General features: G+C 68.9%; 18 protein-coding genes. 10 read left to right on the forward strand and 8 right to left on the reverse strand.

Annotated features, from left to right (window positions below; translation table 11 throughout):
- Window positions 1-86: 86 nt before the first annotated feature.
- Window positions 87-2,285, reverse strand: a complete 2,199-nt coding sequence (locus E6C72_RS25115) for an aliphatic sulfonate ABC transporter substrate-binding protein (RefSeq protein WP_247875843.1) — start codon at window positions 2,283-2,285, stop codon at window positions 87-89.
- A 296-nt stretch (window positions 2,286-2,581) separates the two neighbouring features.
- On the opposite strand from E6C72_RS25115, the gene msuE reads away from it, so the two are divergent.
- The 8 genes from msuE (at window position 2,582) to E6C72_RS25155 (ending at window position 10,714) form a co-directional block, all read left to right on the forward strand.
- A complete protein-coding gene (gene msuE, locus E6C72_RS25120) occupies window positions 2,582-3,157 on the forward strand; it encodes an FMN reductase (RefSeq protein WP_109087069.1) in 576 nt (191 codons plus the stop codon).
- A 30-nt stretch (window positions 3,158-3,187) separates the two neighbouring features.
- Entirely contained in the window at window positions 3,188-4,297 is a 1,110-nt protein-coding gene (gene sfnG / locus E6C72_RS25125; RefSeq protein ID WP_109087068.1) for a dimethylsulfone monooxygenase SfnG, read from the forward strand.
- 69 nt (window positions 4,298-4,366) lie between these two features.
- Window positions 4,367-5,221 carry an ABC transporter ATP-binding protein gene (locus tag E6C72_RS25130; RefSeq protein WP_109087067.1) on the forward strand — a complete coding sequence of 285 codons (855 nt, stop codon included), beginning with the start codon at window positions 4,367-4,369 and terminating at the stop codon, window positions 5,219-5,221.
- Between the two features lie 3 nt (window positions 5,222-5,224).
- Window positions 5,225-6,112: a branched-chain amino acid ABC transporter permease gene (locus tag E6C72_RS25135; RefSeq protein ID WP_109087066.1), complete on the forward strand. Its 888-nt coding sequence runs from the start codon at window positions 5,225-5,227 to the stop codon at window positions 6,110-6,112.
- Between the two features lie 3 nt (window positions 6,113-6,115).
- A complete protein-coding gene (locus E6C72_RS25140; protein WP_109087065.1) occupies window positions 6,116-7,171 on the forward strand; it encodes a branched-chain amino acid ABC transporter permease in 1,056 nt (351 codons plus the stop codon).
- Between the two features lie 69 nt (window positions 7,172-7,240).
- Window positions 7,241-8,602: an ABC transporter substrate-binding protein gene (locus E6C72_RS25145; protein ID WP_199228812.1), complete on the forward strand. Its 1,362-nt coding sequence runs from the start codon at window positions 7,241-7,243 to the stop codon at window positions 8,600-8,602.
- Window positions 8,603-8,644: 42 nt separating this feature from the next.
- Window positions 8,645-9,412 (forward strand): ABC transporter ATP-binding protein, encoded by a 768-nt coding sequence (locus tag E6C72_RS25150; RefSeq protein ID WP_109087064.1) that lies wholly within the window; start codon window positions 8,645-8,647, stop codon window positions 9,410-9,412.
- 39 nt (window positions 9,413-9,451) lie between these two features.
- Window positions 9,452-10,714, forward strand: a complete 1,263-nt coding sequence (locus E6C72_RS25155; RefSeq protein ID WP_109087063.1) for an SfnB family sulfur acquisition oxidoreductase — start codon at window positions 9,452-9,454, stop codon at window positions 10,712-10,714.
- 185 nt (window positions 10,715-10,899) lie between these two features.
- Here the strand turns inward: E6C72_RS25155 and E6C72_RS25160 are convergent, their stop codons facing one another.
- The 3 genes from E6C72_RS25160 to E6C72_RS25170 form a co-directional block, all read right to left on the reverse strand.
- Window positions 10,900-11,658 (reverse strand): metallophosphoesterase family protein, encoded by a 759-nt coding sequence (locus tag E6C72_RS25160; RefSeq protein ID WP_247875842.1) that lies wholly within the window; start codon window positions 11,656-11,658, stop codon window positions 10,900-10,902.
- Window positions 11,659-11,768: 110 nt separating this feature from the next.
- On the reverse strand, window positions 11,769-12,800 hold the full coding sequence (locus tag E6C72_RS25165; protein ID WP_109087062.1) for a hypothetical protein: 1,032 nt from the start codon (window positions 12,798-12,800) through the stop codon (window positions 11,769-11,771).
- A 277-nt stretch (window positions 12,801-13,077) separates the two neighbouring features.
- On the reverse strand, window positions 13,078-14,448 hold the full coding sequence (locus tag E6C72_RS25170) for an O-antigen ligase (protein ID WP_109087061.1): 1,371 nt from the start codon (window positions 14,446-14,448) through the stop codon (window positions 13,078-13,080).
- Between the two features lie 202 nt (window positions 14,449-14,650).
- Here E6C72_RS25170 and E6C72_RS25175 point away from each other — a divergent pair, with 202 nt between their 5' ends.
- Complete coding sequence (locus E6C72_RS25175) at window positions 14,651-15,562, forward strand: bifunctional 2-polyprenyl-6-hydroxyphenol methylase/3-demethylubiquinol 3-O-methyltransferase UbiG (protein WP_158280200.1); 912 nt, start codon at window positions 14,651-14,653, stop codon at window positions 15,560-15,562.
- Complete coding sequence (locus tag E6C72_RS25180; protein WP_109087059.1) at window positions 15,555-17,792, forward strand: WecB/TagA/CpsF family glycosyltransferase; 2,238 nt, start codon at window positions 15,555-15,557, stop codon at window positions 17,790-17,792. The genes E6C72_RS25175 and E6C72_RS25180 overlap by 8 nt, the downstream gene beginning before the upstream one ends.
- Here the strand turns inward: E6C72_RS25180 and E6C72_RS25185 are convergent.
- Genes E6C72_RS25185 through E6C72_RS32650 form a run of 4 tightly spaced genes read right to left on the reverse strand, consistent with a single transcriptional unit; the run spans window position 17,776 to window position 22,199 of the window.
- Complete coding sequence (locus E6C72_RS25185; protein WP_109087058.1) at window positions 17,776-18,951, reverse strand: glycosyltransferase; 1,176 nt, start codon at window positions 18,949-18,951, stop codon at window positions 17,776-17,778. The genes E6C72_RS25180 and E6C72_RS25185 overlap by 17 nt on opposite strands.
- A complete protein-coding gene (locus E6C72_RS25190) occupies window positions 18,929-20,194 on the reverse strand; it encodes a hypothetical protein (protein WP_136700842.1) in 1,266 nt (421 codons plus the stop codon). Before E6C72_RS25190 ends, E6C72_RS25185 begins: the two co-directional genes overlap by 23 nt.
- Window positions 20,191-20,937 (reverse strand): polysaccharide deacetylase family protein, encoded by a 747-nt coding sequence (locus E6C72_RS25195; protein WP_109087057.1) that lies wholly within the window; start codon window positions 20,935-20,937, stop codon window positions 20,191-20,193. Before E6C72_RS25195 ends, E6C72_RS25190 begins: the two co-directional genes overlap by 4 nt.
- On the reverse strand, window positions 20,934-22,199 hold the full coding sequence (locus E6C72_RS32650) for a glycosyltransferase family 4 protein (RefSeq protein ID WP_109087056.1): 1,266 nt from the start codon (window positions 22,197-22,199) through the stop codon (window positions 20,934-20,936). Before E6C72_RS32650 ends, E6C72_RS25195 begins: the two co-directional genes overlap by 4 nt.
- Between the last annotated feature and the right edge of the window lie 3 nt (window positions 22,200-22,202).

Below are 22,202 nucleotides of genomic sequence, written 5' to 3' on the forward strand. Positions count from 1 at the left end.
ATTCTTCTCCGTCGGCGCCGCTGCAATTGCAGCAGCAGCGCCTGGAGAATTGCTGCAATCGCAACGTCGGTTTCACAAGGAATAGGCTAGGCCCAGGCGCCGGACCACACCGCCTCCCGCACGGAGATGCTGGCCTTCAGCAGACCGGAAGCGTGGAAACTGTCGGCGACCGCCTGCTGCCGCCGGACCGCACGGTCGTCCAGCGGCAGGGCGCCGTAGGTCAGCCGGCTGAAGGCCAGTTCCAGCGCCGGGGCGGCGATGCCCAGATCGCGGGTCATGGTCCGCGCCGCCTCCGCCGCGTGCCGGGCCGCGTATTCGCCGGCCTTGCCCACCTCGTCCAGCAGGATGGCGACGGCCTCCGGGTTGCGGTCGGCGAAGCTCTGGTTGGCGAGATAGAACTGATGGTTGGGCACCAGCCCGCTGCCGTCGGTGAGCACCCGCGTGTCGTCGCGGATCTGGGCGGAGGACAACAGCGGATCCCAGATCGCCCAGGCATCGACCATCTCGTCGAGCAGCGCCTCCAGCGCCGCCGCCGGCTGCATGTGGACGATGCGCACGTCGTCCAGCGTCAGCCCATAGGCCTGCAAGGCCCGCAGCAGGAAGTAATGGACGTTCGACCCGGTGTGCAGCGCCACCGTGCGCCCGCGCAGGTCGGCGGTGCTGCGGAAAGGACTGTCGCGGCGGACCAGCAGCGCCTCGGCATTGGGGGCGGGCGGGTCATAGCCGACATAGACCAGCGGCACGCCGGCCGCCTGGGCGAAGACCGGCGGCGCCTCCCCGGTCGCCACGAACTCCACCTGCATGCTGCCAAGCGCGTCCATCATCTGCGGGCCGGAGACGAACTCGGTCCAGGTGACGCGATAGCCATGGGCGGCGAGCCGCTGCTCCACGGCGCCGCGCATCTTCAGGATGCCGGAGGTGCCGAATTTCTGGTAGCCGATTGGCAGGTCGACCAGTTGGACGGGCATCCGGGCGGGGCGGGGCAAGACCGCCGGAGAGGCCGGTTTCGCCTCTCGTTCCTCGCCCTGCTCCGCCACAGCGGGACGGCGGCGCGGCGCGATGGCGCCAAGATGGGCCAGCTGGGTGCGGAAGGCGTTGCGGGTCATGCCCAGGCTTTCCGCCGCCCGCATCTGGTTGCCGTCCGCCAGCTCGAAAGCGCTGCGCACCGCGGTGCGGACCAGCCGCTCATAAAGGTCGACCTCACCATCGGCGATGGCGCGGGCGACCAGCGCCTTGACCGCTCCCTCAAGGTCGCAGGGCGGCGGTTCCACCCCTCCCGATGCCCGGCCGTGACTTTGGCCCTGCCCTTCGCAGCGCAGCCGGACGTCGTCCGCGCCGATCTCCGGACCCGGTGCCAGCAGCACGGCGTTGTGCAGCACATTCTCCAGCTGGCGGATGTTGCCCGGCCAGGGGCACTGGGCCAGCCGGCGCAACGCCTCGGCGCTCAGCGACAGCTCCGGCCGGCCGAGCCGCTCCTTGTGCAGGTCGAGGAAATGCTCGGCCAGCGGCGGGATGTCGCCCGGCCGCTCGCGCAAGGGCGCCAGCCGGACCGAGGCGACGTTCAGGCGGAAATACAGATCCTCGCGGAAGCGCTTGGCCTCCACCGCCGCTTCCAGATCGACGTTGGTGGCGGCGATGACGCGGACATCGATGGGAATGGGTTTGCGCGAGCCGACGCGCACCACCTCACGCTCCTGCAACACGCGCAGCAGCTTGACCTGAAGGGCGGGCGGCAGATCGCCGATCTCGTCCAGCAGCAGCGTGCCGCCATGGGCCGCCTCGAACCAGCCGGCCTGGGTCTTCAGCGCGCCGGTGAAGGCCCCCTTCTCGAAGCCGAACAGCTCGGCTTCCGCCAGCGTGTCGGTGAAGGCGCCGCAATTGACCGCGACGAAGGGGCCGTCGCCCCGGCGGCTTCGGCTGTGGATATAGCGCGAGACCAGTTCCTTGCCGGTGCCGGTTTCGCCTATGATGAGCACGGTGGCGTCGCTGGGCGCCAACCGGTCGAGATCGGTCTGGAGCCGTTGCGACCGCGGATCCTCGAACACCATGGCGGTGGCGCGGATCTTCGGCTTGCGGCCCCGGCTGGCGGGATCGAAGGCGACGATGCGGTGCTGTTCATAGCCCGCGGTGTCGATGCCCGGCCCGCGGCCCTCTGCCTGCCCGACCGCGACGGAGGGTAAGGCGGCGGCGTCGAACCGGCAGGAGGAGAGGCCGGTCCCCAGACGGGGAGCGGCGTTCGAGGCTGTCGCGGCGGGCCAGCGGTCACTGGGCGGGATCCTGGTCATGGCGGCACCTGCTTCCTGGGGCGGGCATCGTCGGTTTAGCCCGACTATTCCCCAGTGTATCAATATGGAAATAGATACAATATTACAAACTTATCTAGTTCTATATCGCCATTCTCTCGTGCGTTTCACATGGATGCTGCTGCATGTGCAGCACCGGCAATGTGAATCCTGCTGCCTTTGAAGCGGCCTCCACTCCGGCACCGCCATTGCATTTTCAACGAAATCAATATCTTAGAGATCTGGCACGTTGATTGCCCCTATGGCTCCGGAACATCCCGCACTGGAGCTTGTGTAAAATGGGCAAGATCAAGGTCGTCACCGTCTCCGGCAATCTCGGCGCCCGATCCCGCACCCGCGCCCTGATCGACGCCGTGGTCGAGGGGGTGGAGGCGCGGACCCCCATCCACCGCACCGACATCGTCGTCGGCGAACTGGCGCCGGAGCTGGGATCGCTGACCGATCCGAAAGCGATCCCGCCGCGCGTGGCCGACGCGCTGGCCGCCATCACCGGCGCCGATCTGCTGGTGGTCGGCACGCCGGTCTACAAGGGCTCCTACACCGGGCTGTTCAAGCATCTGATCGACTTCATCGACCCGAACGCGCTCGGCGGCGTGCCGGTGGTGCTGACCGCGACCGGTGGCAGCCCGCGCCACGCCCTGGTGATCGAGCACCAGCTGCGCCCGCTCTTCGGCTTCTTCCTGGCCCACACGGTGCCGACCGGCGTCTTCGCCCAGGACAGCGACTTCGCCGACTACCGCCTGACCAGCCCGGAGATCGCCGCCCGCACCGCCCGCGCCGCCGACGAGGCGGTGCGCATCGTCGCTCTCGGCCGGCTGGCCGCACCCGCCGCCGCATCCCTGGCCGCCGCCTGATCCCCCCTTTCCGCTCCCGGAGACTCCGCCATGACCGCCACCACGACCGCCAATTCCGATGCCGTGAAGTTCGCCTACTGGGTTCCGAACGTGTCCGGCGGCCTCGTCATCAGCAAGATCGAACAGCGCACAAGCTGGGACATCGACTACAACCGCAAGCTGGCGCAGATCGCCGAGCAGGCCGGCTTCGACTATGCGCTCAGCCAGATCCGCTTCACCGCCGGCTACGGCGCCGACAACCAGCATGAATCGGTGTCCTTCACCCATGCCCTGCTGGCAGCGACCGAGAAGCTGAACGTCATCGCCGCCGTGCTGCCCGGCCCCTGGCACCCGGCCCTGCTGGCCAAGCAGGTCGCCACCATCAGCCATCTGACCAAGGGCCGCATCGCCGTCAACATCGTCAGCGGCTGGTTCCGCGGCGAGTTCCAGGCGATCGGCGAGCCGTGGCTGGACCATGACGAGCGCTACCGCCGGTCGGAGGAGTTCATCCGCGTCATCCGCGGCGTCTGGTCCCAGGATAATTTCTCCTTCAACGGCGCCTATTACCGCTTCGAGAACTACACGCTGAAGCCGAAGCCGCTGGCGCCGCTGCCGGAGGTGTTCCAGGGCGGCAGCTCGCGCGCCGCCCGCGACATGGCCGCCCGCGTGTCCGACTGGTATTTCACCAACGGCAACACGCCGGATGGCATCAAGGCGCAGATCGACGACATCCGCGCCAAGGAGGCCGGCACCGGCCACCGCGCGAAGATCGGCGTCAACGCCTTCGCCATCGTCCGCGAGACGGAAGAGGAGGCCCGCGCCGTCCTGGCCGAGATTCTCGAAAAGGCCGACCCCGACGCGGTGAAGGGCTTCCATCACGAGGTCCAGAACGCCGGCAACGCCTCGCCGGAGCGCGAGGGCAACTGGGCCAAATCCACCTTCGAGGATCTCGTCCAGTACAATGACGGCTTCAAGACCAACCTGATCGGCACCCCGCGCCAGGTGGCGGAACGCATCGTCCACCTGAAATCGATCGGCGTCGATCTGGTCCTGCTCGGCTTCCTGCATTTCCAGGAGGAGGTCGAGTATTTCGGCCGCCACGTCATCCCGCTGGTCCGCGAACTGGAAACGGCCAAGGCGCGCGAAGCGGTCGCCGCCTGAGGCGGCCCCGGGGGAGCGGATCCGTCCGCTCCCCCACCCCACCACTATGCAGTTCAGCGGAGCGCGCCCATGCCGGCCGTCCTTTCCGAACCCTTCGTCTCGCCCGTTGCGGGGCCCGTGCCGTCCTCGACCGTCCCGTCCGCCTTGGCGGTCGAGGCGCTGTCGCTGTCCTTCGGCGGCGTGACGGCACTGAGCGAGGTCTCCTTCGCCGTGGCGCCGGGCGAGATCCGGGCGGTCATCGGTCCGAACGGCGCCGGCAAAAGCTCGCTGCTCAACGTCGTCAGCGGACTGTACCGGCCCGATCGCGGCCGGGTCTGGCTCGGCGGGCACAGCTTCGCCAGCGTGCCGACCGACCGTCTGGCCAGCCTTGGCGTCTCGCGAACCTTCCAGAATCTGGCGCTGTTCAAGGGATTGTCGGTGCTGGACAACGTCGCCGCCGGCCTGTCGCACCGGCTGCGCGCCGGGGTGTTCGCCCAGGTCGCCGGCCTGCCGTCCGCCCGGCGCGAGCGGGCGGAGGCCTATGGCAAGGCGGAGGAGCTGCTGGCCTTCCTGCATCTGGAGGAGTTTCGCGACCGGCCGGCCGGCACCCTGCCCTATGGCGTGCAGAAGCGGGTCGAGCTGGCCCGGGCCCTGGTGGCACGTCCGCGCCTGCTGCTGCTGGACGAGCCGATGGCCGGCATGACCCTGACCGAGAAGCGGGATCTCAGCGGCCACATCCGCGCCGCCCGCGACGATCTCGGCACCACCATCGTGCTGATCGAACATGACATCGGCGTGGTGATGGGGCTGTCCGACCGCATCGCCGTGCTGGATTACGGCCGGCTGATCGCCGACGGCACACCCGATGAGATCCGCAACGACCCGGTGGTGATCGACGCCTATCTCGGCGTCGCCCACGACCTGGAGGCCGGAGAGGGAATCTGAGCCATGGAGTGGCAATTCTTCACCGAGGTGCTGGTCGGCGGCCTGCTGTCGGGGGTGATGTACTCCCTGGTCGCCATCGGCTTCGTCCTGATCTACAAGACCTCCGGCGTGCTGAACTTCGCCCAGGGCGCGCTGCTGCTGTTCGCGGCGCTCACCTTCGTCAGCCTGACGGAGCGCGGCCTGCCCGTCTGGGCCGCGATCCTGCTGACGCTGGCGGCGATGACGATCATCGGCGCGCTGATCGAGCGCACCGTGCTGCGCCCGCTGGTCAACCAGCCGCCGATCACCCTGTTCATGGCGACGCTCGGCGTGTCCTACGTCATCGAAGGGGCGGCGCAGCTGCTGTGGGGCACCCAGGTGCATGGGCTGGACCTGGGCATCGATGACCTGCCGCTGGAGATCGGCGGCGTGCTGATCAGCAGCTTCGACCTGTTCGCCGCCGCGGTGGCCGGAACGATGGTGGCGGCGCTGACCCTGTTCTTCCGCTACACCCGCATCGGGCTCGGCTTCCGCGCCGTCGCCGACGACCAACTCGCCGCGCTGGCGGTGGGGTTGAGCCTGGACCGCATCTGGACCGCGGTGTGGACCGCCGCCGGGGTGGTGGCGCTGGTCGCCGGGCTGCTGTGGGGGGCGAGGCTGGGCGTGCAGTTCTCGCTGTCGCTGGTGGTGCTGAAGGCGCTGCCGGTGCTGGTGCTGGGCGGCTTCGATTCCATCGCCGGGGCCATCGTCGGCGGCCTGATCGTCGGCGCGGTGGAGAAGCTGGCGGAGGTCTACATCGGACCGTTCGTCGGCGGCGGCATCGAAGGGTGGATCGCCTATGTCGCCGCCCTCGGCTTCCTGCTGATCCGCCCGTCCGGCCTGTTCGGCGCCAAGCTGGTGGAAAGGGTCTGAGCCATGACCGACATCGCCCTCGACAAGACCGGAACCGGCACGGTGCGCCGCCTCTCCCCCGCCCCGTTCGGCATCGGCCTCCTGCTGATCGTCGCCTATGGCGTCCTGCCGCTGGTCGGCAGCGAGTATCTGTTCGACGCCATCCTGACACCCTTCCTGGCACTGGCGCTCGCCGGGCTGGGGCTGAACATCCTGACCGGCTATGCCGGACAGGTGTCGCTGGGATCCTCCGCCTTCATGGCGGTGGGGGCCTATGCCGCCTACAATCTGGCGCTCCGCCTGCCCGGCCTGCCGTTCCTGCTGGACATCCTGCTGGCCGGTCTGGTGGCCGCCGCGGTCGGGCTGCTGTTCGGCCTGCCCAGCCTGCGGCTGCGTGGCTTCTACCTCGCCGTCTCGACGCTGGCCGCCCAGTTCTTCGTGCAATGGGTGTTCAACAAGGTCGGCTGGTTTTCCAACAACAGCCCGTCCGGCATCGTCACCGTGCCGCCGCTGTCGGTCGCTGGCCTGCCGCTCGACAGCTCCGCCGGCCGCTACCTGTTCGCGCTCGGCGTGGTGACGGCGGTGACGCTGGCGGTGTGGCGGCTGGTGGAAAGCCCGACCGGCCGCGCCCTGGTCGCCCTGCGCGACCACGAGACGGCGGCGCGGGTGATCGGCATCCCGGTGCTGCGGGTGAAGCTGCTGGCCTTCGCCGTCTCCTCCTTCATCATCGGGGTCGCCGGGGTGCTGTGGGCCTTCGCCTATCTGCGCACGGTGGAGCCGGCCGGCTTCAACCTCGACCGCTCCTTCCAAATCCTGTTCATCGTCATCATCGGCGGGTTGGCCTCGCTGCGCGGGGCCTTCCTGGGGGCGGCGCTGATCGTCGTCTTCCCGCTGCTGCTGGCCCGGCTGGGCGAAGCGCTGCTGGGCGGGCTGTTCGACAGCGGCGTGCTGGAGATGAGCCAGCGCATCGTGCTCGGCCTGCTGATCGTCACCTTCCTGATCGCCGAACCGGCCGGCCTGACCGCCCTGCTCGACCGGGCCTGGAACCGGATCGCCGGACGCTTCCGCCGGGCCAGCTGAGCGGCCCTCCCCAAAGAATCCGGGGCAGATCGCCCTTTCGCAACAAACCTCACAACGGAGACACACCAGATGTCGCGTCCGAACACCCGCCCCTTGTCCCTGAAAGCCTTGTCCCTGAAGGCCGCCCTGCTGGGCGCGCTGATCGGCACCGCCGCCCTGCTGCCCGGCGCGGCACGGGCCGACGAGCAGTATTTCCCGCTGCAAAGCTACCGCGTCGGCCCCTATGCCGCCGGCGGCACCGGCTTCTTCGGCGGCTTCATCGACTATCTGACCCTGGTCAACAACCGCGACGGCGGCGTCAACGGCGTCAAGCTGACCTGGGACGAGTGCGAGACCCAGTATGAGGTCGAACGCGGCGTCGAATGCTACAAGCGGCAGAAGAACCGCCCCGGTGTCGCCGCCTGGAACCCACTGTCGGTCGGCATCGCCTATGCCATGATCGACGATGTCGGCCGCGACAAGGTTCCGCTGATCACCGTCAACCACGGCCGCACCGACAGCACCGACGGCCGCGTCTTCAAATATGTCTTCCCGCTGCTGCTGAACCCGTACAGCGAAAGCTCGGGCATCGTGAACTACATCGGCGCGCGGGAAGGCGGGCTGGAGAAGCTGAAGGGCAAGAAGATCGTGGTGCTGTACCACGGCTCCCCCTACGGCAAGGAAACCATCCCGATCTACCAGCTGCTGGCCGAGAAATACGGCTTCTCGGTCGAACAGGTCGAGGTGCCGCATCCCGGCAACGAGCAGCAGTCGCAATGGCTGTCGATCCGCCGGACCAAGCCCGACTATGTCGTCCTACGCGGCTGGGGCGTGATGAATCCGGTGGCGCTGAAGACCGCGCAGAAGGTCGGTTTCCCGGCCGACCACATCATCGGCAATGTCTGGTCCAACTCCGAAGAGGACGTCATCCCGGCCGGCGACGCCGCCAAGGGCTACACCGCCATCACCACCCAGGCGTCGGGTGCGGACTATCCGGTGCTGCAGGAGATCGCGAAGACGGTCTACGGCGCCGGCAAGGGCAATCTGGACGACAAGAAGCGGATCGGCAGCGTCTATCACAATCTCGGCATCGTGAACGGCATCCTGAATGTCGAGGCGGTGCGCATCGCCCAGGACAAGTTCGGCAAGCGGACGCTGACCGGCGACGAGGTGCGCTGGGGCTTCGAGCATCTGCGGCTCGATCCCACACGGGTCGAGGCGCTGGGCGCCAAGGGCCTGTTCCATTCCATCAACGTCAGCGTCGCCAACCATGAGGGCGAGGGCCGCGTGACCTTCCAGCAGTGGGACGGCGCCAAGTGGAAGGTGGTGTCCGACTGGATCGCCCCGGACTGGGCGCTGCTGCGCCCGATCATCGAGAAATCGTCGCTGGCCTACGCCGCCGAGCATGGCCTCCAGGTCCGCGATCCCGCCGCCGAAGAGGCGAGCAACTGACCGGAAGCACTCAGAACTTGGGCGCAGAGGAGTCCCGCCGCCATGACGATCCACGAGGTGCTTCTGTCGCTGGACGGGGTCGAGGCGACCTACAACCACACGATCCGCGCGCTGTCGGGCGTCAGCCTGAGCGTACGGAAGGGGGAGATCGTCGCCCTGCTCGGCGCCAACGGCGCCGGCAAGACCACCGCGCTGAAGGCGCTGTCCGGCCTGCTGCCGGCCGAGCGCGGCCAGATCGCCGCCGGCACCATCGTCTATGACGGCGAGGACGTCACCCGCCGCGGCCCGGCCGAGCTGGTGCGCGCCGGGCTGGTGCAGGTGCTGGAGGGGCGGCACTGTTTCCGCTCCCTGACCGTCGAGGACAATCTGATTGTCGGCGGTCAGGTGCGGGGCCTGGGCCGCAGTGCCCTGCGGTCCGAGCTTGAACGCATCTACGCCCTGTTCCCCCGGCTGCGTGACAGGCGCAGGATCCCTGCCGGCCTGACCTCCGGCGGGGAACAGCAGATGGCGGCGATCGGCCGGGCGCTGATGGCGCGGCCCCGCCTGCTGGTGCTGGACGAACCGTCGATGGGCCTCGCCCCGCTGGTGGTCGAGAGCATCTTCGCCGCGCTGAAGCGCCTGAACCGCGAGGAGGGGCTGTCGATCCTCGTGGCCGAACAGAACTCCACCGTCGCCCTGCGCCACGCCGACCGCGCCACCGTGCTGGAGACCGGCCGCACCGTGCTGGACGGCCCGGCCGCCGACCTGCGCGAACGCGACGACATCAAGGCTTTCTACCTCGGCTTCGGCGTCGCCGACGCTGCCGCCTGACCGGACCAACCGCAAGAACCGAGAAGAGGATACGAGACGATGAGCACTGCCGTTCTCGATACCACCACCAAGGCTGCCGCCCCCGCGCCACAGGGCGTCCCCGGCCTGCCCCGCCCCACCAAGCCCGCCCACGTCATCAAGGACGACGCCGAAGCCATCGCGGTGGCCGAGGCGTTGGCCCGCGAGGTCGCCGGTACGGCATCGAAGCGCGACCGCGACCGCATCCTGCCGGTGGCCGAACTGGACGCCTTCTCGCAGAGCGGCCTGTGGTCGATCAATGTGCCGAAGGCCTTCGGTGGGCCCGAGGTCTCCTACGCGACGCTGGCCAGGGTGGTGCAGATCGTGGCGGCGGCCGACCCGTCGCTGTCGCAGATCTCGCAGAACCATCTGGGCGTGGTCGCCGCCATCCGCACCGTTTCGGACGAGGCGCAGCAGCGCCTGCTGTTCGGCGAGGTGCTGAAGGGCATCCGCTTCGGCAACGCCTTTTCGGAGTTCGGCACCAAGCGCGCCGCCGAGTTCGCCACCCGCTTCACCGACGAGGGCGACCATGTGCTGGTGACCGGCCGCAAATTCTACTCGACCGGCGCCCTGCTCGCCCACCTGGTTCCCATCGTTGCGGTGGACGACCAGGGCCGCGCCTGGTACGCGATCGCCGACCGCAACGCCGCCGGCCTGACGGTGATCGACGACTGGTCCGGCTTCGGCCAGCGCACCACCGCCAGCGGCACGGTGATCCTCGACAGGGTCAGGGTGCCGAAGACCCATCTGGTCCCCGGCTACAAGGGCTACGAGACGCCGACCGCCGACGGCGCCATCTTCCAGATCATCCAGGTCGCGGTCGACAACGGCATCGCCGAGGCGGCGATCCGCGACACGCTGGACTTCGTGCGCAACCGCAGCCGCCCCTGGGTGGACAGCGGGCAGGACCGCGCCTCGGACGATCCCTACACCATCCAGGCGGTCGGTCGCCTTACGCTTCGGCTGCACGCCGCCGAAGCCTTGCAGGAGAAGGCGGGCCTTGCTGTGGACACCGCCGTCGCCGCTCCCACCGCTGAAACGGTCGCCAAGGCCCAGCTCGCCGTGGCGGAGGCCAAGATCCTCAGCACCGAGATCGCACTGGAGGCGAGCAGCACGTTGTTCGAGCTGGCCGGCACCCGCTCCGTCCTGGCCGAACACAATTTCGACCGGCATTGGCGCAACGCCCGCACCCATACGCTGCATGACCCGGTGCGCTGGAAATACGCGATCCTCGGCAACCACGCCCTGAACGGCGTCAACCCGCCGCTCCACGCCTGGAGCTGACTGGACGGGGTCGGCAAGGTGACAGCGCGCAACGTCGACCGGGGCTGAAACGCAAGGAAGGCCGGCACTGCGGAAGCGGCCGGCCTTCGGGAAAAAATGCGTTCGGTGAGGGTGCTTGCCGGGGTGGGACCGACCTTTGCCAAACGCTGACGTTGCTCCGAACGATCATTCACTGTGCTTTAAGATCAGGTCCCGGCAGCCGTCAGAGCCTCCATGTCCCGCAATTCGTTCGCACGAACCTGGATGAAACGGATCGTCATTCCGCACAACACCACCGATGTCAAAGGCCCGCCGGCATAGGCGCCGGTGTCGATCCCGATCCGGTTGTTGCGCACCTCGGGAAACGGGCTGATCGAATGGCCGTGGACGATCCGCTTTTCGTGCGGTCCGGCAAAGCCCAGAAAGGAATCCCGTATCCAGCACAGATCATGCTCGGTCTGGTCGGCGAGCGGAATGGACGGGCGGATACCTGCATGGACGAAGGCATAATCGCCGACGATCGCCATTGGTTCGAGCGTTTCCAGAAATCGCCGATGGGACGATGGAAGACGGCGACACAGGGCATCGTGAAGCGACAGCAGAGATGCTGCACCATCCAGGTCATGCAGGTTGGCAATGCCGTAGCTGGCCAAGGTCGCCACCCCTCCGAACCGCAGCCAATCCCGGCCGGACACGGGGTCGCGCAGAAACTCCAGCATCGCCTGCTCGTGATTGCCGATCAGGCAGCGCGTCGAAAAGCCGGGAAGCGAAAGGGACGCCAGACGATCGACCACGCCCGCGCTGTCCGGACCGCGGTCTATGTAGTCTCCAAGAAAGATCAGCCAACGCTGCCCTGCCGCCGAAGATCTGTCGGCATCGGCACGGACACGATCCAGCAGCCTGTCAAGCTGTCCCAGGCAGCCATGGATGTCTCCGATGGCATAGACCAGAACATCGTCGGGCACGCTGGACGGCGCGGCAGGGCCATCACGGTCGTCTTGCGGCTGTCCGATGACGCTATCGATCCAGCCACGAAGCCAATCAAAAGGACGCGGAAGCGAAAACCTGGATCCGATCACGACGGGCTGGCGTTGTTGACGACGATCAATCCGTCATTCGTCGGGTTGGTGACCTGAGGCGTCTGGGTGTTGGTCTGGGTGATCGGCTGCTGAGCCACCGCGGTGCCGGCCAGAATGGCGTTCGTTTCCGCCCCGTTGCTCGCATTGATCTGGCTGAGCCTGGTGTCCTTGCTGGCGTCGGTGATCGCCCGGACGACGGAAACCGAAAGCGAGGGATCGGCCGCCGTGACCTGGGGAGACTTCACCGTGGCATAGGAGTCGGCCATCACCCTGATCGCAGCGGCGGGCGCCGACTGATACACCGCCGGATTGGTCACCACGGTGGCGACCGTCCCGGCGATTGTCCCCACGGCCTGCGGGGCAACCCGCTGCGCATCGGGATTGACGATGATTCGGGCAGCCGAGATCGCCACATCCATCACCTGCTGCGGAGCGCTCTGCTGCACCGCCGCGCTCACCCCGACGGCCTGGGTCGCCTGACTGGCGATCTGGACCGCGGCGGCGGGACTGACCGCCAACACCGCCTCGGCGACCTTCATGGCGCTCACGGAGACATTCGCCACCAGAACCGGATTTCCGGTGGTCGCCGCCACGGCGATGGCGGCAGTCGCCACGGACGCCGACAGTTCAGGCGCCGCCCGCTGCACGCCCGGCGCGACGAAGATGCGCGACGCCTGGGTCAGCACCATTTCGGTCTGCTGGGGGGCCGAGGTGACGACGGGCGTCGCGCGCACCGTCTGGACGGCGGCGGCGGCGGCTTGAATCGCACGGGTTGGGTCGGTGGCGAGCGTCGATTCCGCGACGGACAGCAGAGCGGCGGACAACGACGCGGCCTGCGTCGGGCTGCCGTTCGACAGAGTGGAAATGACGGCGGCGATCTGCTGCGCATTGCCGGCGAGAAAGGCCGCGCGCAGGGCGGGCGGCAGGGTCGCGACACCCGCCGGAGTCTGCTGTGACTGCTGGGACCATGCCGGCACGACCGGATCGGCAAGCGCCAGGAGGGCAAATGCCAGGACCGCGCCCGTCAATCCCGGATGGCGCTTTCCTCGGCGGTCGGAAAAAACCTTCATCTCACCCCCACGGACCACGATGCCGCTTCGACAGTCCAATCGGCACGGTCAAAGAAGGAACCCCTTCATCGGCATGGAAAAAGCTAACATGCGACGCCGATGATTGACCAGGGTGTTCGGCGGCCGGACAAATCGAAACCCGCCATCTCCAGGGGGACTTGTCGCCTTGCCGCCAAGGTTGCCGACGGCTTGCACGGCGCAACCGATGACCTGCCACAATGACCCGCCGGGATGCTCAGGCCGCTGCGGCATTCTCCGCTCTGGCGGCCCTCTCCACCGGCGCGGAGCGTACGGCGCAGCCCATGGCGGATCCGGCGATGGCCGCCCAGGTCACGGCGACCGCAGGGATCTGCATGCCGAAATCAATCAGGGAATGGACCGCGACCAGCGCTGTCGCGGCACAACCCAAGGATGCGCAGACCCGCCGCCCGCCTTGCCGGAACGCAGCCCGCAGGCAGACGGCGAAACCCCAGGCGATGGCGGACAGCAGCGCAAAGGCCGCGGGAATGCCCAACTCCAGCGCCAGCTCGAGATAGACATTGTGCGCCTGCAGCCAGACCTGGGAAATGCCGGCCGGGCGGGCCATCGCGAAAACGTCGGGAAAGCTGCCCAAGCCATACCCAGTCCAGGGTTTTTCGGCGATCAAGCCGGTGGCGACGACGTAGACCCGGAGGCGGTCCGCCGCTTCGGAAGCCGGATGGGTCGCGCCATGATCGAGGAACAGGCAAAAAGCCAGCACGACCGCCCCGGCAAGACCGGCGCCCACCGCCATTCTCAGCAGCCAACCCCAGCGCGAAGACCGCAGACCATAGACGAACACGGTGATGCCGACAGCGGCGGCGGCGGCTCCGCCGCGCGATCCCGTCGCGAGGAGTGCTGCGGTCACCGGGATCAAGGCCAACAGATAGACCATCGTCGGACGGGCCAGATGCGGCAGCAGACGGCGTCCCCGCCCGGCCCCGCCAAGCCGGCGGACGACGGCGGCAGCCACCGTCAGCAATCCCAGCCCCGCATAGGTGGCGTAGCTGTTGCGGTTGACGAAGGTGGATGTCAGGTCGTCCCGGTAGGCCCACTTCTCCATCCAAAGGATCATCGGCGGATCGGCGCTGAAGGCCGCCAACCCATACAGCGCGTAGAGCGCTGCCGCCAAGGCCAGACCATCGATCAGGGCGTAGGCCCGCCGATCCGATGCCCCATGCTGATAAGCCAGCCAGAATGTCAGCGCGTAGCAGGACAGCCGGACAAGACCATCCACCGCGGCCGACGGCGCCAGTCCAATGCGGCCGACCACTTCCGGCGCCACGGACAACGCCGCCGCGGCGTCGGTCCACAGCGGATTCCAAATGGTGAAGGGAGGCACCAGCCAGGTCTGCGCCGCCGCCCATCCCGCCGCACACAGAAACGCGACACCGGGAATCGCCAGGGGGCCGACACGGTTGTTCGGCGCGCCCCGTTCGCGAAAAACGGCCAAGGGCCACAGAATCGACAGGGCCGCCATGACCATCGCCAGCACCGTCCAGGCCAAAGGGCGGTTGGAGCCCAGCGGCAGAGGGGCGAGCGACACCGTTGCCAGGAAAATCCAGAAATGCAGTCGTCGTAGCCGCATGGATGTCGATCGGTCTTTCGCAGATGGCACAGGGCGCACGACGATGCGCGGCCGAAGGTAAAAGATTCGATGAAGCGCCTCAAGCGGGTCCGCTCATGCCGCAACAGTGACCCCTTGCAGCCCGGAGTCGGCTTCGGGCTTATTGGGCGTCATGGACTGGCCGACGGCATGGATCGGCCTCCACCGATTTGAACGGATTCAGATGACTGACGTGACGCCCGCACGGACGGTAGAGTTCGATTTCACCCACGCCGACCTGACGGAACTTGTCGCCGGCTGCGCGGCCGATCCGCTCGCCACGATCGTCCGTCAGCGGATCGTGCCGGGATCGCATGTTCTCGAGGCGGGCGCCGGATCGGGGAAATGGCTCAAGGCACTGGCGGACCAGGGCTTCACCGTCGATGGGATCGAAATCAATAACGCCAATGTCGAACGGTTCCGTGCGGCATGGCCCGACATTCCCTTCATTCACGGTGACGTGGAGCGCATGCCATACGGTGATGCCGCGTTCGATGCCATCCTTTCCCTGGGTGTCGTGGAGCATCTGATCGATGGTCCCGAGCGTGCTCTGGCGGAAATGCATCGGGTGCTCAAACCCGGCGGCACAATGTTCCTGACGGTGCCCGACGCCAACGCCTCCTTCCGGCTGGAACAGGTCAAGGACCATATTCTCCACCGGCTTTATGGTTCGGAAGCCCTGCGGCGGTTGCTGGGCAAGCGCCCGGCCGCCTATTCCCGCGACGCCGAACGGCAACGGTTGAAGGCCATCGGACGACGGCGACGGGCCGGCGTTCCCGTCAAGTTCAGCTTCGCGCCGGATCAAGGGCGCAGCTTCTATGAATACCGTTTCACCACCGCGCGGATCGTCGGAGCGATCGAAGCCGCCGGCTTTCAAACCACCGCGATCGACCGGCTCTATCCTGCCGACCGGCTCTATCAGATTTTCGGCCGGCTGGCGGGAAGCGCGGGGACGAACCGGCCGATCTCGCTCAATCCCTTGGGACGCCTCCTGCTCACGTGCCTGCCGCGGCACTGGATCGATCACATGATCCTCGTCGTCGCGCAACGGCCGGAGTTGCGGCCGGAGTTGCGGCCGGACCGGCACCATGGGTGAACAGGTCTCGGTGATCGGACGGGCCCTGCGCTGGACCTGGGGCCTCAACACCCTTGCCGCCGCCCTTCAACTGGCGCTCGCCTGCCTGACCGCGCGTTTCGTGGCGCCCGCCGACTATGGGCTGATGGCCGCCGCCGCGGGCACGGTCCGCTTCGCGCTCTATCTGGCCGATCTCGGCATTTCGTCCTCGATCGTCCAGAAACCGGATTTCGACACCTCCCGCGACGGTCCGGTCTTCTTCTGGATGTCGGCGGGGGCCGGAGCGGTCACCGCTTCGCTGATCTGGCTGCTGGCCCCCTGGCTGGCGGGGTGGAACGGACATCCGGAGGCCGTCTGGCTGATCCGGGCCTACGGACTGATCGCCGTGCTGTCCGGAGCCGGGCAGATCGGTCTCGCCCTGGCCCGTCGGCGCCTGGATTTCCGCGCCGTCAGCCTATGGGGACTGGGCGCGATGCTGGCCGGGCAGGGTCTGGTCGCAACACCGCTGGCAGTCGCCGGGTTCGGGGCCTGGAGCCTGCTGGCGGGTGCGCTGACACAAGCCGCCGTGCTCGCCGCGCTGGCCCTGCGCTCCAGCACCGCCGTTCTGAAGCCCGTTCCACCGACCCGCGTCCGCGGCATCGAACTGGCCGCGCTGTCCTCACGCTTCCTCGCTTTGCGCATTCTCGATTCCGCCGGCCTGCATTTGTTGCCGGTGGCGGTCTTCCTGCTGTGCGGCGCCACCGGCGCCGGCCTGTGGGACCGCGCCTTCGCCCTGACGGTGGTGCCGATGGAAATGATCGCCGTCGGGCTGGGCCAGATCCTGTTCCCGCTGTTCAGCCGCCTGGGCGGCGATCCCACCGCCCGGCGGGAGACCTGGCTGACCAGCCTGATGCTGATGGTCACGATGACCGCCGCCATTGCGGCGGGCATGGCCGCCGCCGCGCCGGCCCTGGTTCCCCTGGCTTTGGGGGACGGATGGTCGGCCACGACAGCCCCCTTCTTCTGGCTGGCGGTCTGGAGCGCCATCCGGTCCGTCACCCAGGTCTGCGGCTCCCTTCTGGAGGGGGCCGGCCGTCTGACGGTTCGCGGGGCAATCCAGTCGGCCTATCTGCTGATGACGGGAATTGCGCTGATTCTGGTTTGGCCGACCCGGGCCGAGGAAGTGGCGCTCTGCCTCGTCGTCGCCGAACTGGCGGCGGCCCTGCTGCTGCTGCCGACGGCGGCGCGCACCTGCGGCGCGGAACCCGGTGCCGTGGCGGTCCGGCTGGCCGCCGCCCTGTTGCCCGCACCCGTCGTCGCGGTTGCGGCGAGCGCCGGACTCGCGTTGGGTAACGGCCCGGCCTCCGACGCGGTCCTCGCAATCCTCCTGTCCCTCATCGCTCTGCTTGGGGTCATGCTGCTCCACCCCTATCGGCCCTTGCGGTGGACCGTGTTCCGCAGCCTGCTGCCGGCCCTGGCCGGGCGTGCGGACACAGCGGCGGAAACGCCTCTGCCGCACCCTGGAACGGCGCGGCTCGACGTGCTCGGTCTCGGTGTCGATCCCTTCAGCATCGATCGGGCGGTAACGGCCATAAACGGCTGGATCGCCGCCGACGCCCACGGCTACATCTGCCTTGCGACGGTCCACGGGGTCATCGAAAGCCGGCGGGATTCCGATTTGGCCGCCGCCTATGCCGGGGCGGCCCTGGTGGGAACCGACGGCATGCCGCTGGTGTGGTGGTGCCGGGCCGCGGGATTGCCGGCCGAACGGGTTTACGGTCCGGATTTGATGCTGGCGGTCTGCGCCGCCTCGGCCGGGCGGGGGTGGCGGCATTTCCTGATGGGCGCCACCGATGAGACCCTTGCGGCACTGAGCGGGGCTCTGCGGCGCCGGTTCCCGGACCTGCACATCGTCGGGACGCTCGCCCCGCCCTTTCGCCCGATGACCGATGCCGAAGAGGCGGAGGCCATCGCCGCGATCAACGCAGTCCGGCCCGACATCGTCTGGATCGGCCTCGGCGCGCCCAAACAGGAAAAATGGATGGCCCGCCATCGCGACCACATCGCGGCGCCGATGATGATCGGCGTCGGCGCCGCCTTCGACTTCCTTGCCGGCACCAAGCGGCAGGCCCCGCCCTGGATGCGCCGCAACGGGCTGGAATGGCTGTTCCGGCTGTGCTCGGAACCGCGTCGTCTGGCCCGGCGCTACCTTGTCGGGAATGCGCTGTTCGTCACGCTCACCGTGGCACGCCTCATCAGAGGACGGACCTGAGGGGACCACCGGCCAGCGCACGCCGGTAAAGCGCCAGGGCGGCCGCGAAGGCCGCATCCGGCGCCAGGCGGCGCTCCCAGGACTCCCGTCCCCTTGCCCCAAAAGCTGCCAGAGCCCCAGGATCGGACAGCAGCGCCGAGGCCTTGCGTCGCCAATCCTCGACATCGCCGGGACGTGCGAAGAGGCGCGGGTCGCCGGCGTCGGCGAGCACGTCCGCCGCCGCACCGCCGTCGGCGCACAGAACCGGCACCCCCGCCGCCATCGCCTCCGCCACCACAAGCGGGAAGTTCTCGTAGCACAGGGACGGGAACACCAGCAGCGCCGCCCGCGCCATCGCCTGCGCCACCACGATGGCCGGCTGCTGCCCAAGGAAACGGACCTGCGGCGGCGCAACCCCGCGAAGGCGGTCCATGTCGGGGCCGTCGCCGATGATGTCCAATTGAACCTCCACCCCCCGCCATGCCGACAGCAGCGGGTCGAGGCCCTTTTCCGGGCTGAGCCTGCCGACGAACAGCGCGCCCGCGCGTGGAACCCCGCCCCCATGTGCCGGATAATCAAGCAGCGGCGGGCGGACGGCGATCCGGCCGGCCGGTATGCCGCCACGGGCGAAAAGCCCGGCGGCGAAAGGGGTCAGGGCATGATAGACCGCCACACCATGGCGATGGACGCCGACCAGCCGCTGCGACACCGCGTATCCGGCCACGGCGGCCGTGGCCGCACGGCTTCCGCGGTAACAGCCGTGCCGTACCCCCGGCCATTTGAACGTCTGCCCGACGCAAGCCTCGCATGGTGCGCCGTCGCGCAGCAGCAGGGCATTGGGACAGAGCAGGCGATAATTATGGAGGGTCTGCACGACCGGCACCGCCATCGACCGGGCCGCGTCGAACACCGCCGCGGACAGCAGCGGGAAGCTGTTGTGGACATGGACGATGTCGGGACGGAACCGTGCGATCGCCGCCCTGGTCGAGTCATATCCCCGCCGCGACCACAGGGCGGCAAGGGCGAGGCCCAGGGAGCCGCCGCCCTCGATGTCGGCATTGTCCGCCAGCAGCAAATCCGTTCCCACGCCATGACGGGCCAGCAGGGCGGCTTCGCTTTCGACGACCACATCCTCGCCGCCACGGTGGCGGTAGCGCTCATGGACGATCAGAACGCGCATGGGCGGCCATAACCTCGATCAGATGGGCGTGGACCTGTCGGACCACCGCTGCCGGATCCAGCGCACCGGTGTCCAGAACCAGCCCTACCGGTTTCTCGGCCGCCAACCGGGCATAGGTCCGGTTCTGGCGGGCGGCCTCCTCCGGCGTCGCTTCCCCCTTCCGCCGGATCAGCAGGTCGGGCGGCGCGGTCAGCACCACCGCGATGGCGGAACGGGGAGCGAACCGGGTCATCAGGTTCAGGGCCCAAGCGGGCACGGACAGTCCACGACGTTCCGGAGCCGCCCGGTAGTCGGAAACATAGCGGTCGAAGACCACCACCCGCCCGGCCACGAGCGCCGGCCGGACCCACAGCAGCCCTCCCAGCCAATAATCGGCACAGGCGACCGCCCAGCGAAGCCAGGAGCGGACGGGGCCGGGAGGAGGTGCTGTGCTCTCCGCCACCGTGGGCGGAGGGGGCGAGATGCCCAGTCGCGGCAGCAGAAAGGGCCGGGTGTGAAATAGACGGACGCCGGGCGCGACGCGACGGGGAAGCAGCGTCGTCAGAGCGGCGATCAGCGAAGACTTGCCAGCCCCATCGGGTCCGCTGACCGCCAGCAGGATGCCGGGCGGACGGGCCAGCCGGCGCCCCCAATCCAGGACCTTTGCCAGCGCCAGACGCAGGACCGCCGCCGGCCGGCGCCGCAGCGCGACCGTCAGCGCGGAAAGCCGCCGGGTCCGCGCTCCATGCCACGCACGATCGAGACAATCGTCATGCCCCAGGGCGGCCCTCGCCAACGCCGGCGGAACCTCGACGGGAGGAGCATCGCCATGCACCAGCCATTTTTCCAGCCCCCGCACGGCACGGGCATCCGCAGGCCGCAGTCGCAACACGTCACCCTCGACGGTGGCGCCGGCGAAAAGAGCCTGGACATCGACGAACGGCACGCCGCAGGCGCTCAGCGCGCGATGGAAATCGATCTGCGCCGACCCGGAGGGGTCCGCCGGGTCGGCGGCGGGATCGACAGCCCACACCGCCATCACGCCTCCCATCGGCACGGCATTGACGACCGTCCAGCCCCGATGCGCCGCGACGATGCGGACGAGACCGAGCCAATCCGCCCAGGGCCGCCAGCCGGCCAGCAGATCGGCATCGCGTCCCTCGAACGGGGCGGCCGGGTCGGCGGCGGCATCCAGCCGCGCCAGAGGCCAGCCCCGGCGATGCGCCGCGCGCAGCAGATCGGCCAGCAGGGGTTCCCGACTCATCGCCGCATCGCCTCGCGCACCCGGTCCCAGATCGCCTCGCCCACCTGCCGTTTGATGCCCGCCTTGAGGCCGGCGAGCCGGTCGAGCAGGCCATCGGGCCGGGCCTTCAGCAGCCAGTCGAGCGCCCGTGGCCCGACCTGTCCGGACAGAACGATCGCCGGCACGACGGCGGACACCGTTTCCCATCCGTCCGGCGCCACCCCCCAGGCGGTGCCGCGGATGTGGCGAAACCCCAGCCGCCCGGCCGCATCGGCGGCGGCCGGAGTCCAAATCCCGCCCGGCGGAGCCAGCCAGTCCACCGCCCCGCCGGTGAGCGCGCCGAGGCATTCGCGGCTGTCGGACAGTTCGGCGGCAAGCTCCTTGGCTGACAACCGGTCGAAACGCCGATGGCTCCAGCCATGGCAGCCGACGATATGTCCGGACTCCGCCAGCGCCGCCACGTCGGCCCGGTCGAGGCGCCCCGGCTCGCCGATCCGCCCGGCGGAGATGAAGAAGATACCGTGCCATCCCCGGCGGTCCAGCGAACGCGCAGCGGCAAGCTGGTCGACCGATCCGTCGTCGAACGTCAGCGCAACGCCGCGGCCGTCCGCAAGCCGCATGGTCGGCGAGCCGTCCGAAACGCAGGCTCCCAACCGGCCCAGGAGGTCGAGATGCCGCTCGAACATAGCGGGCGCGACATCATGAAAGCGGCGGACCGCGGCGTCGGCCGTCAACCGGTGATAGACGAGGAAACAGGTGCTCACGGCCCATTCTCCGCCAGACCGTCCGGTTGCCCTATCCCAAGGCCCGTCGCGCCATGAACGGCGCCGATGGCCGCCGGCCAGCCGAAACGGTCGCGGGCGTTCCCGCGCGCCAGCAGCGACAGAGCCTGCCAGCGCGCCGGTTCCTCGATCAGGCTGCGCAGGGCCTGGGTCAACCCGCGAACCGCCTCCGCCGGACCGGGCGCCGGCACGGCGATCCCCCCCTCCGCCGCCATCGCTCCCGGCCCGCCCAGCGCAAGGCAGACCGGCGGCACGCCGGCGGCCATCGCTTCGGCCACCGCGAAACCTCCCGAATCATGCAGCGCCGGCAACAGCAGCACCCGTCCGGCGGCCATCAGCCGCCATGCCGCGTCCTGAGGCAAACGGCCATGGAACACGACCTTGCCGGCGATGCCGAGCCGCACGGCCCGGCGTTCCAGCCAGGCACGGTCGGGACCGTCGCCGATGATGTCCAGCCGCCACGCGCAGGACAGCCCGGCCACGGCCTCCAGCGCCAGCCGGGCGCCCTTGTGGGGCAGCAGATCCCCGAGAAAGATGACGCTTGCGGGGGCGGCCTGCGGAACCGTTCCGGCCAGGGATGCCAGCACTTCCAGCCGGTCCGTCTCCAGCGCCACCTGGGAGCGGACGATCACCCGGCGCGCGCCCAGCCGGACCAGACACTCGGCGGTTTCCGGCGTGGCGGCGACCGCGAGGCGGCAGGCGGCGGCGGTCGCGCGCGCCCATGGCAGCCAGGGGGATGCCCGGTGCAGAAGCCAGCGCGCCGCCTCCCACAACGCGGCCCTCATCCCCAGGCCCGGCCAGAAGGCAGCGGGTTCGGTCTCGCCGCCGCCGACCGGCCCCCAGATGAACGGAACCCCCAGCCGCGCCGCCTCGGTCAGCGCGCAGGGCGACCAGAATTGGGCGAAGGTGACATGCTGGGCCACATCGAAGCGGACGGCCGACCCCAGGCTGCGCACTCTTCCCCTCGCCGCCACCTGCCACAGACAATAGCGCAGCCGCTTGCCGGGACCGCCGAGCGCACGGAAGCAGACATCCAGCCAGGATGGCAGGTCGTGATAGTGGAAATGCAGACCCGCCCGCGGCACGCCCGCCAAAGCGCTTTCGATTTCCGTCCGCCAGCGCCTGCGGGTCAGCACATGGGTCTCATGGCCGGCCTCCACCAGGGCGGTCGCCCATCCCCAGCCCAGACCGGGTTCGGAGCCGCGTCCGGGCGCGCAGGCATAGGCGGAGAGCAGCACCCGCATGGC

This window comes from Azospirillum sp. TSH100 (genome assembly GCF_004923295.1).
In the GTDB taxonomy this organism is placed as follows: domain Bacteria; phylum Pseudomonadota; class Alphaproteobacteria; order Azospirillales; family Azospirillaceae; genus Azospirillum.

Coding starts and splice junctions, on each gene's coding strand:
- E6C72_RS25115 (WP_247875843.1), bottom strand. CDS start 2,285: ATGACCAGGATCCCGCCCAGTGACCGCTGGCCCGCCGCGACAGCCTCG.
- msuE (WP_109087069.1), top strand. CDS start 2,582: ATGGGCAAGATCAAGGTCGTCACCGTCTCCGGCAATCTCGGCGCCCGA.
- sfnG (WP_109087068.1), top strand. CDS start 3,188: ATGACCGCCACCACGACCGCCAATTCCGATGCCGTGAAGTTCGCCTAC.
- E6C72_RS25130 (WP_109087067.1), top strand. CDS start 4,367: ATGCCGGCCGTCCTTTCCGAACCCTTCGTCTCGCCCGTTGCGGGGCCC.
- E6C72_RS25135 (WP_109087066.1), top strand. CDS start 5,225: ATGGAGTGGCAATTCTTCACCGAGGTGCTGGTCGGCGGCCTGCTGTCG.
- E6C72_RS25140 (WP_109087065.1), top strand. CDS start 6,116: ATGACCGACATCGCCCTCGACAAGACCGGAACCGGCACGGTGCGCCGC.
- E6C72_RS25145 (WP_199228812.1), top strand. CDS start 7,241: ATGTCGCGTCCGAACACCCGCCCCTTGTCCCTGAAAGCCTTGTCCCTG.
- E6C72_RS25150 (WP_109087064.1), top strand. CDS start 8,645: ATGACGATCCACGAGGTGCTTCTGTCGCTGGACGGGGTCGAGGCGACC.
- E6C72_RS25155 (WP_109087063.1), top strand. CDS start 9,452: ATGAGCACTGCCGTTCTCGATACCACCACCAAGGCTGCCGCCCCCGCG.
- E6C72_RS25170 (WP_109087061.1), bottom strand. CDS start 14,448: ATGCGGCTACGACGACTGCATTTCTGGATTTTCCTGGCAACGGTGTCG.
- E6C72_RS25175 (WP_158280200.1), top strand. CDS start 14,651: ATGACTGACGTGACGCCCGCACGGACGGTAGAGTTCGATTTCACCCAC.
- E6C72_RS25180 (WP_109087059.1), top strand. CDS start 15,555: ATGGGTGAACAGGTCTCGGTGATCGGACGGGCCCTGCGCTGGACCTGG.
- E6C72_RS25185 (WP_109087058.1), bottom strand. CDS start 18,951: ATGCGCGTTCTGATCGTCCATGAGCGCTACCGCCACCGTGGCGGCGAG.
- E6C72_RS25190 (WP_136700842.1), bottom strand. CDS start 20,194: ATGAGTCGGGAACCCCTGCTGGCCGATCTGCTGCGCGCGGCGCATCGC.
- E6C72_RS32650 (WP_109087056.1), bottom strand. CDS start 22,199: ATGCGGGTGCTGCTCTCCGCCTATGCCTGCGCGCCCGGACGCGGCTCC.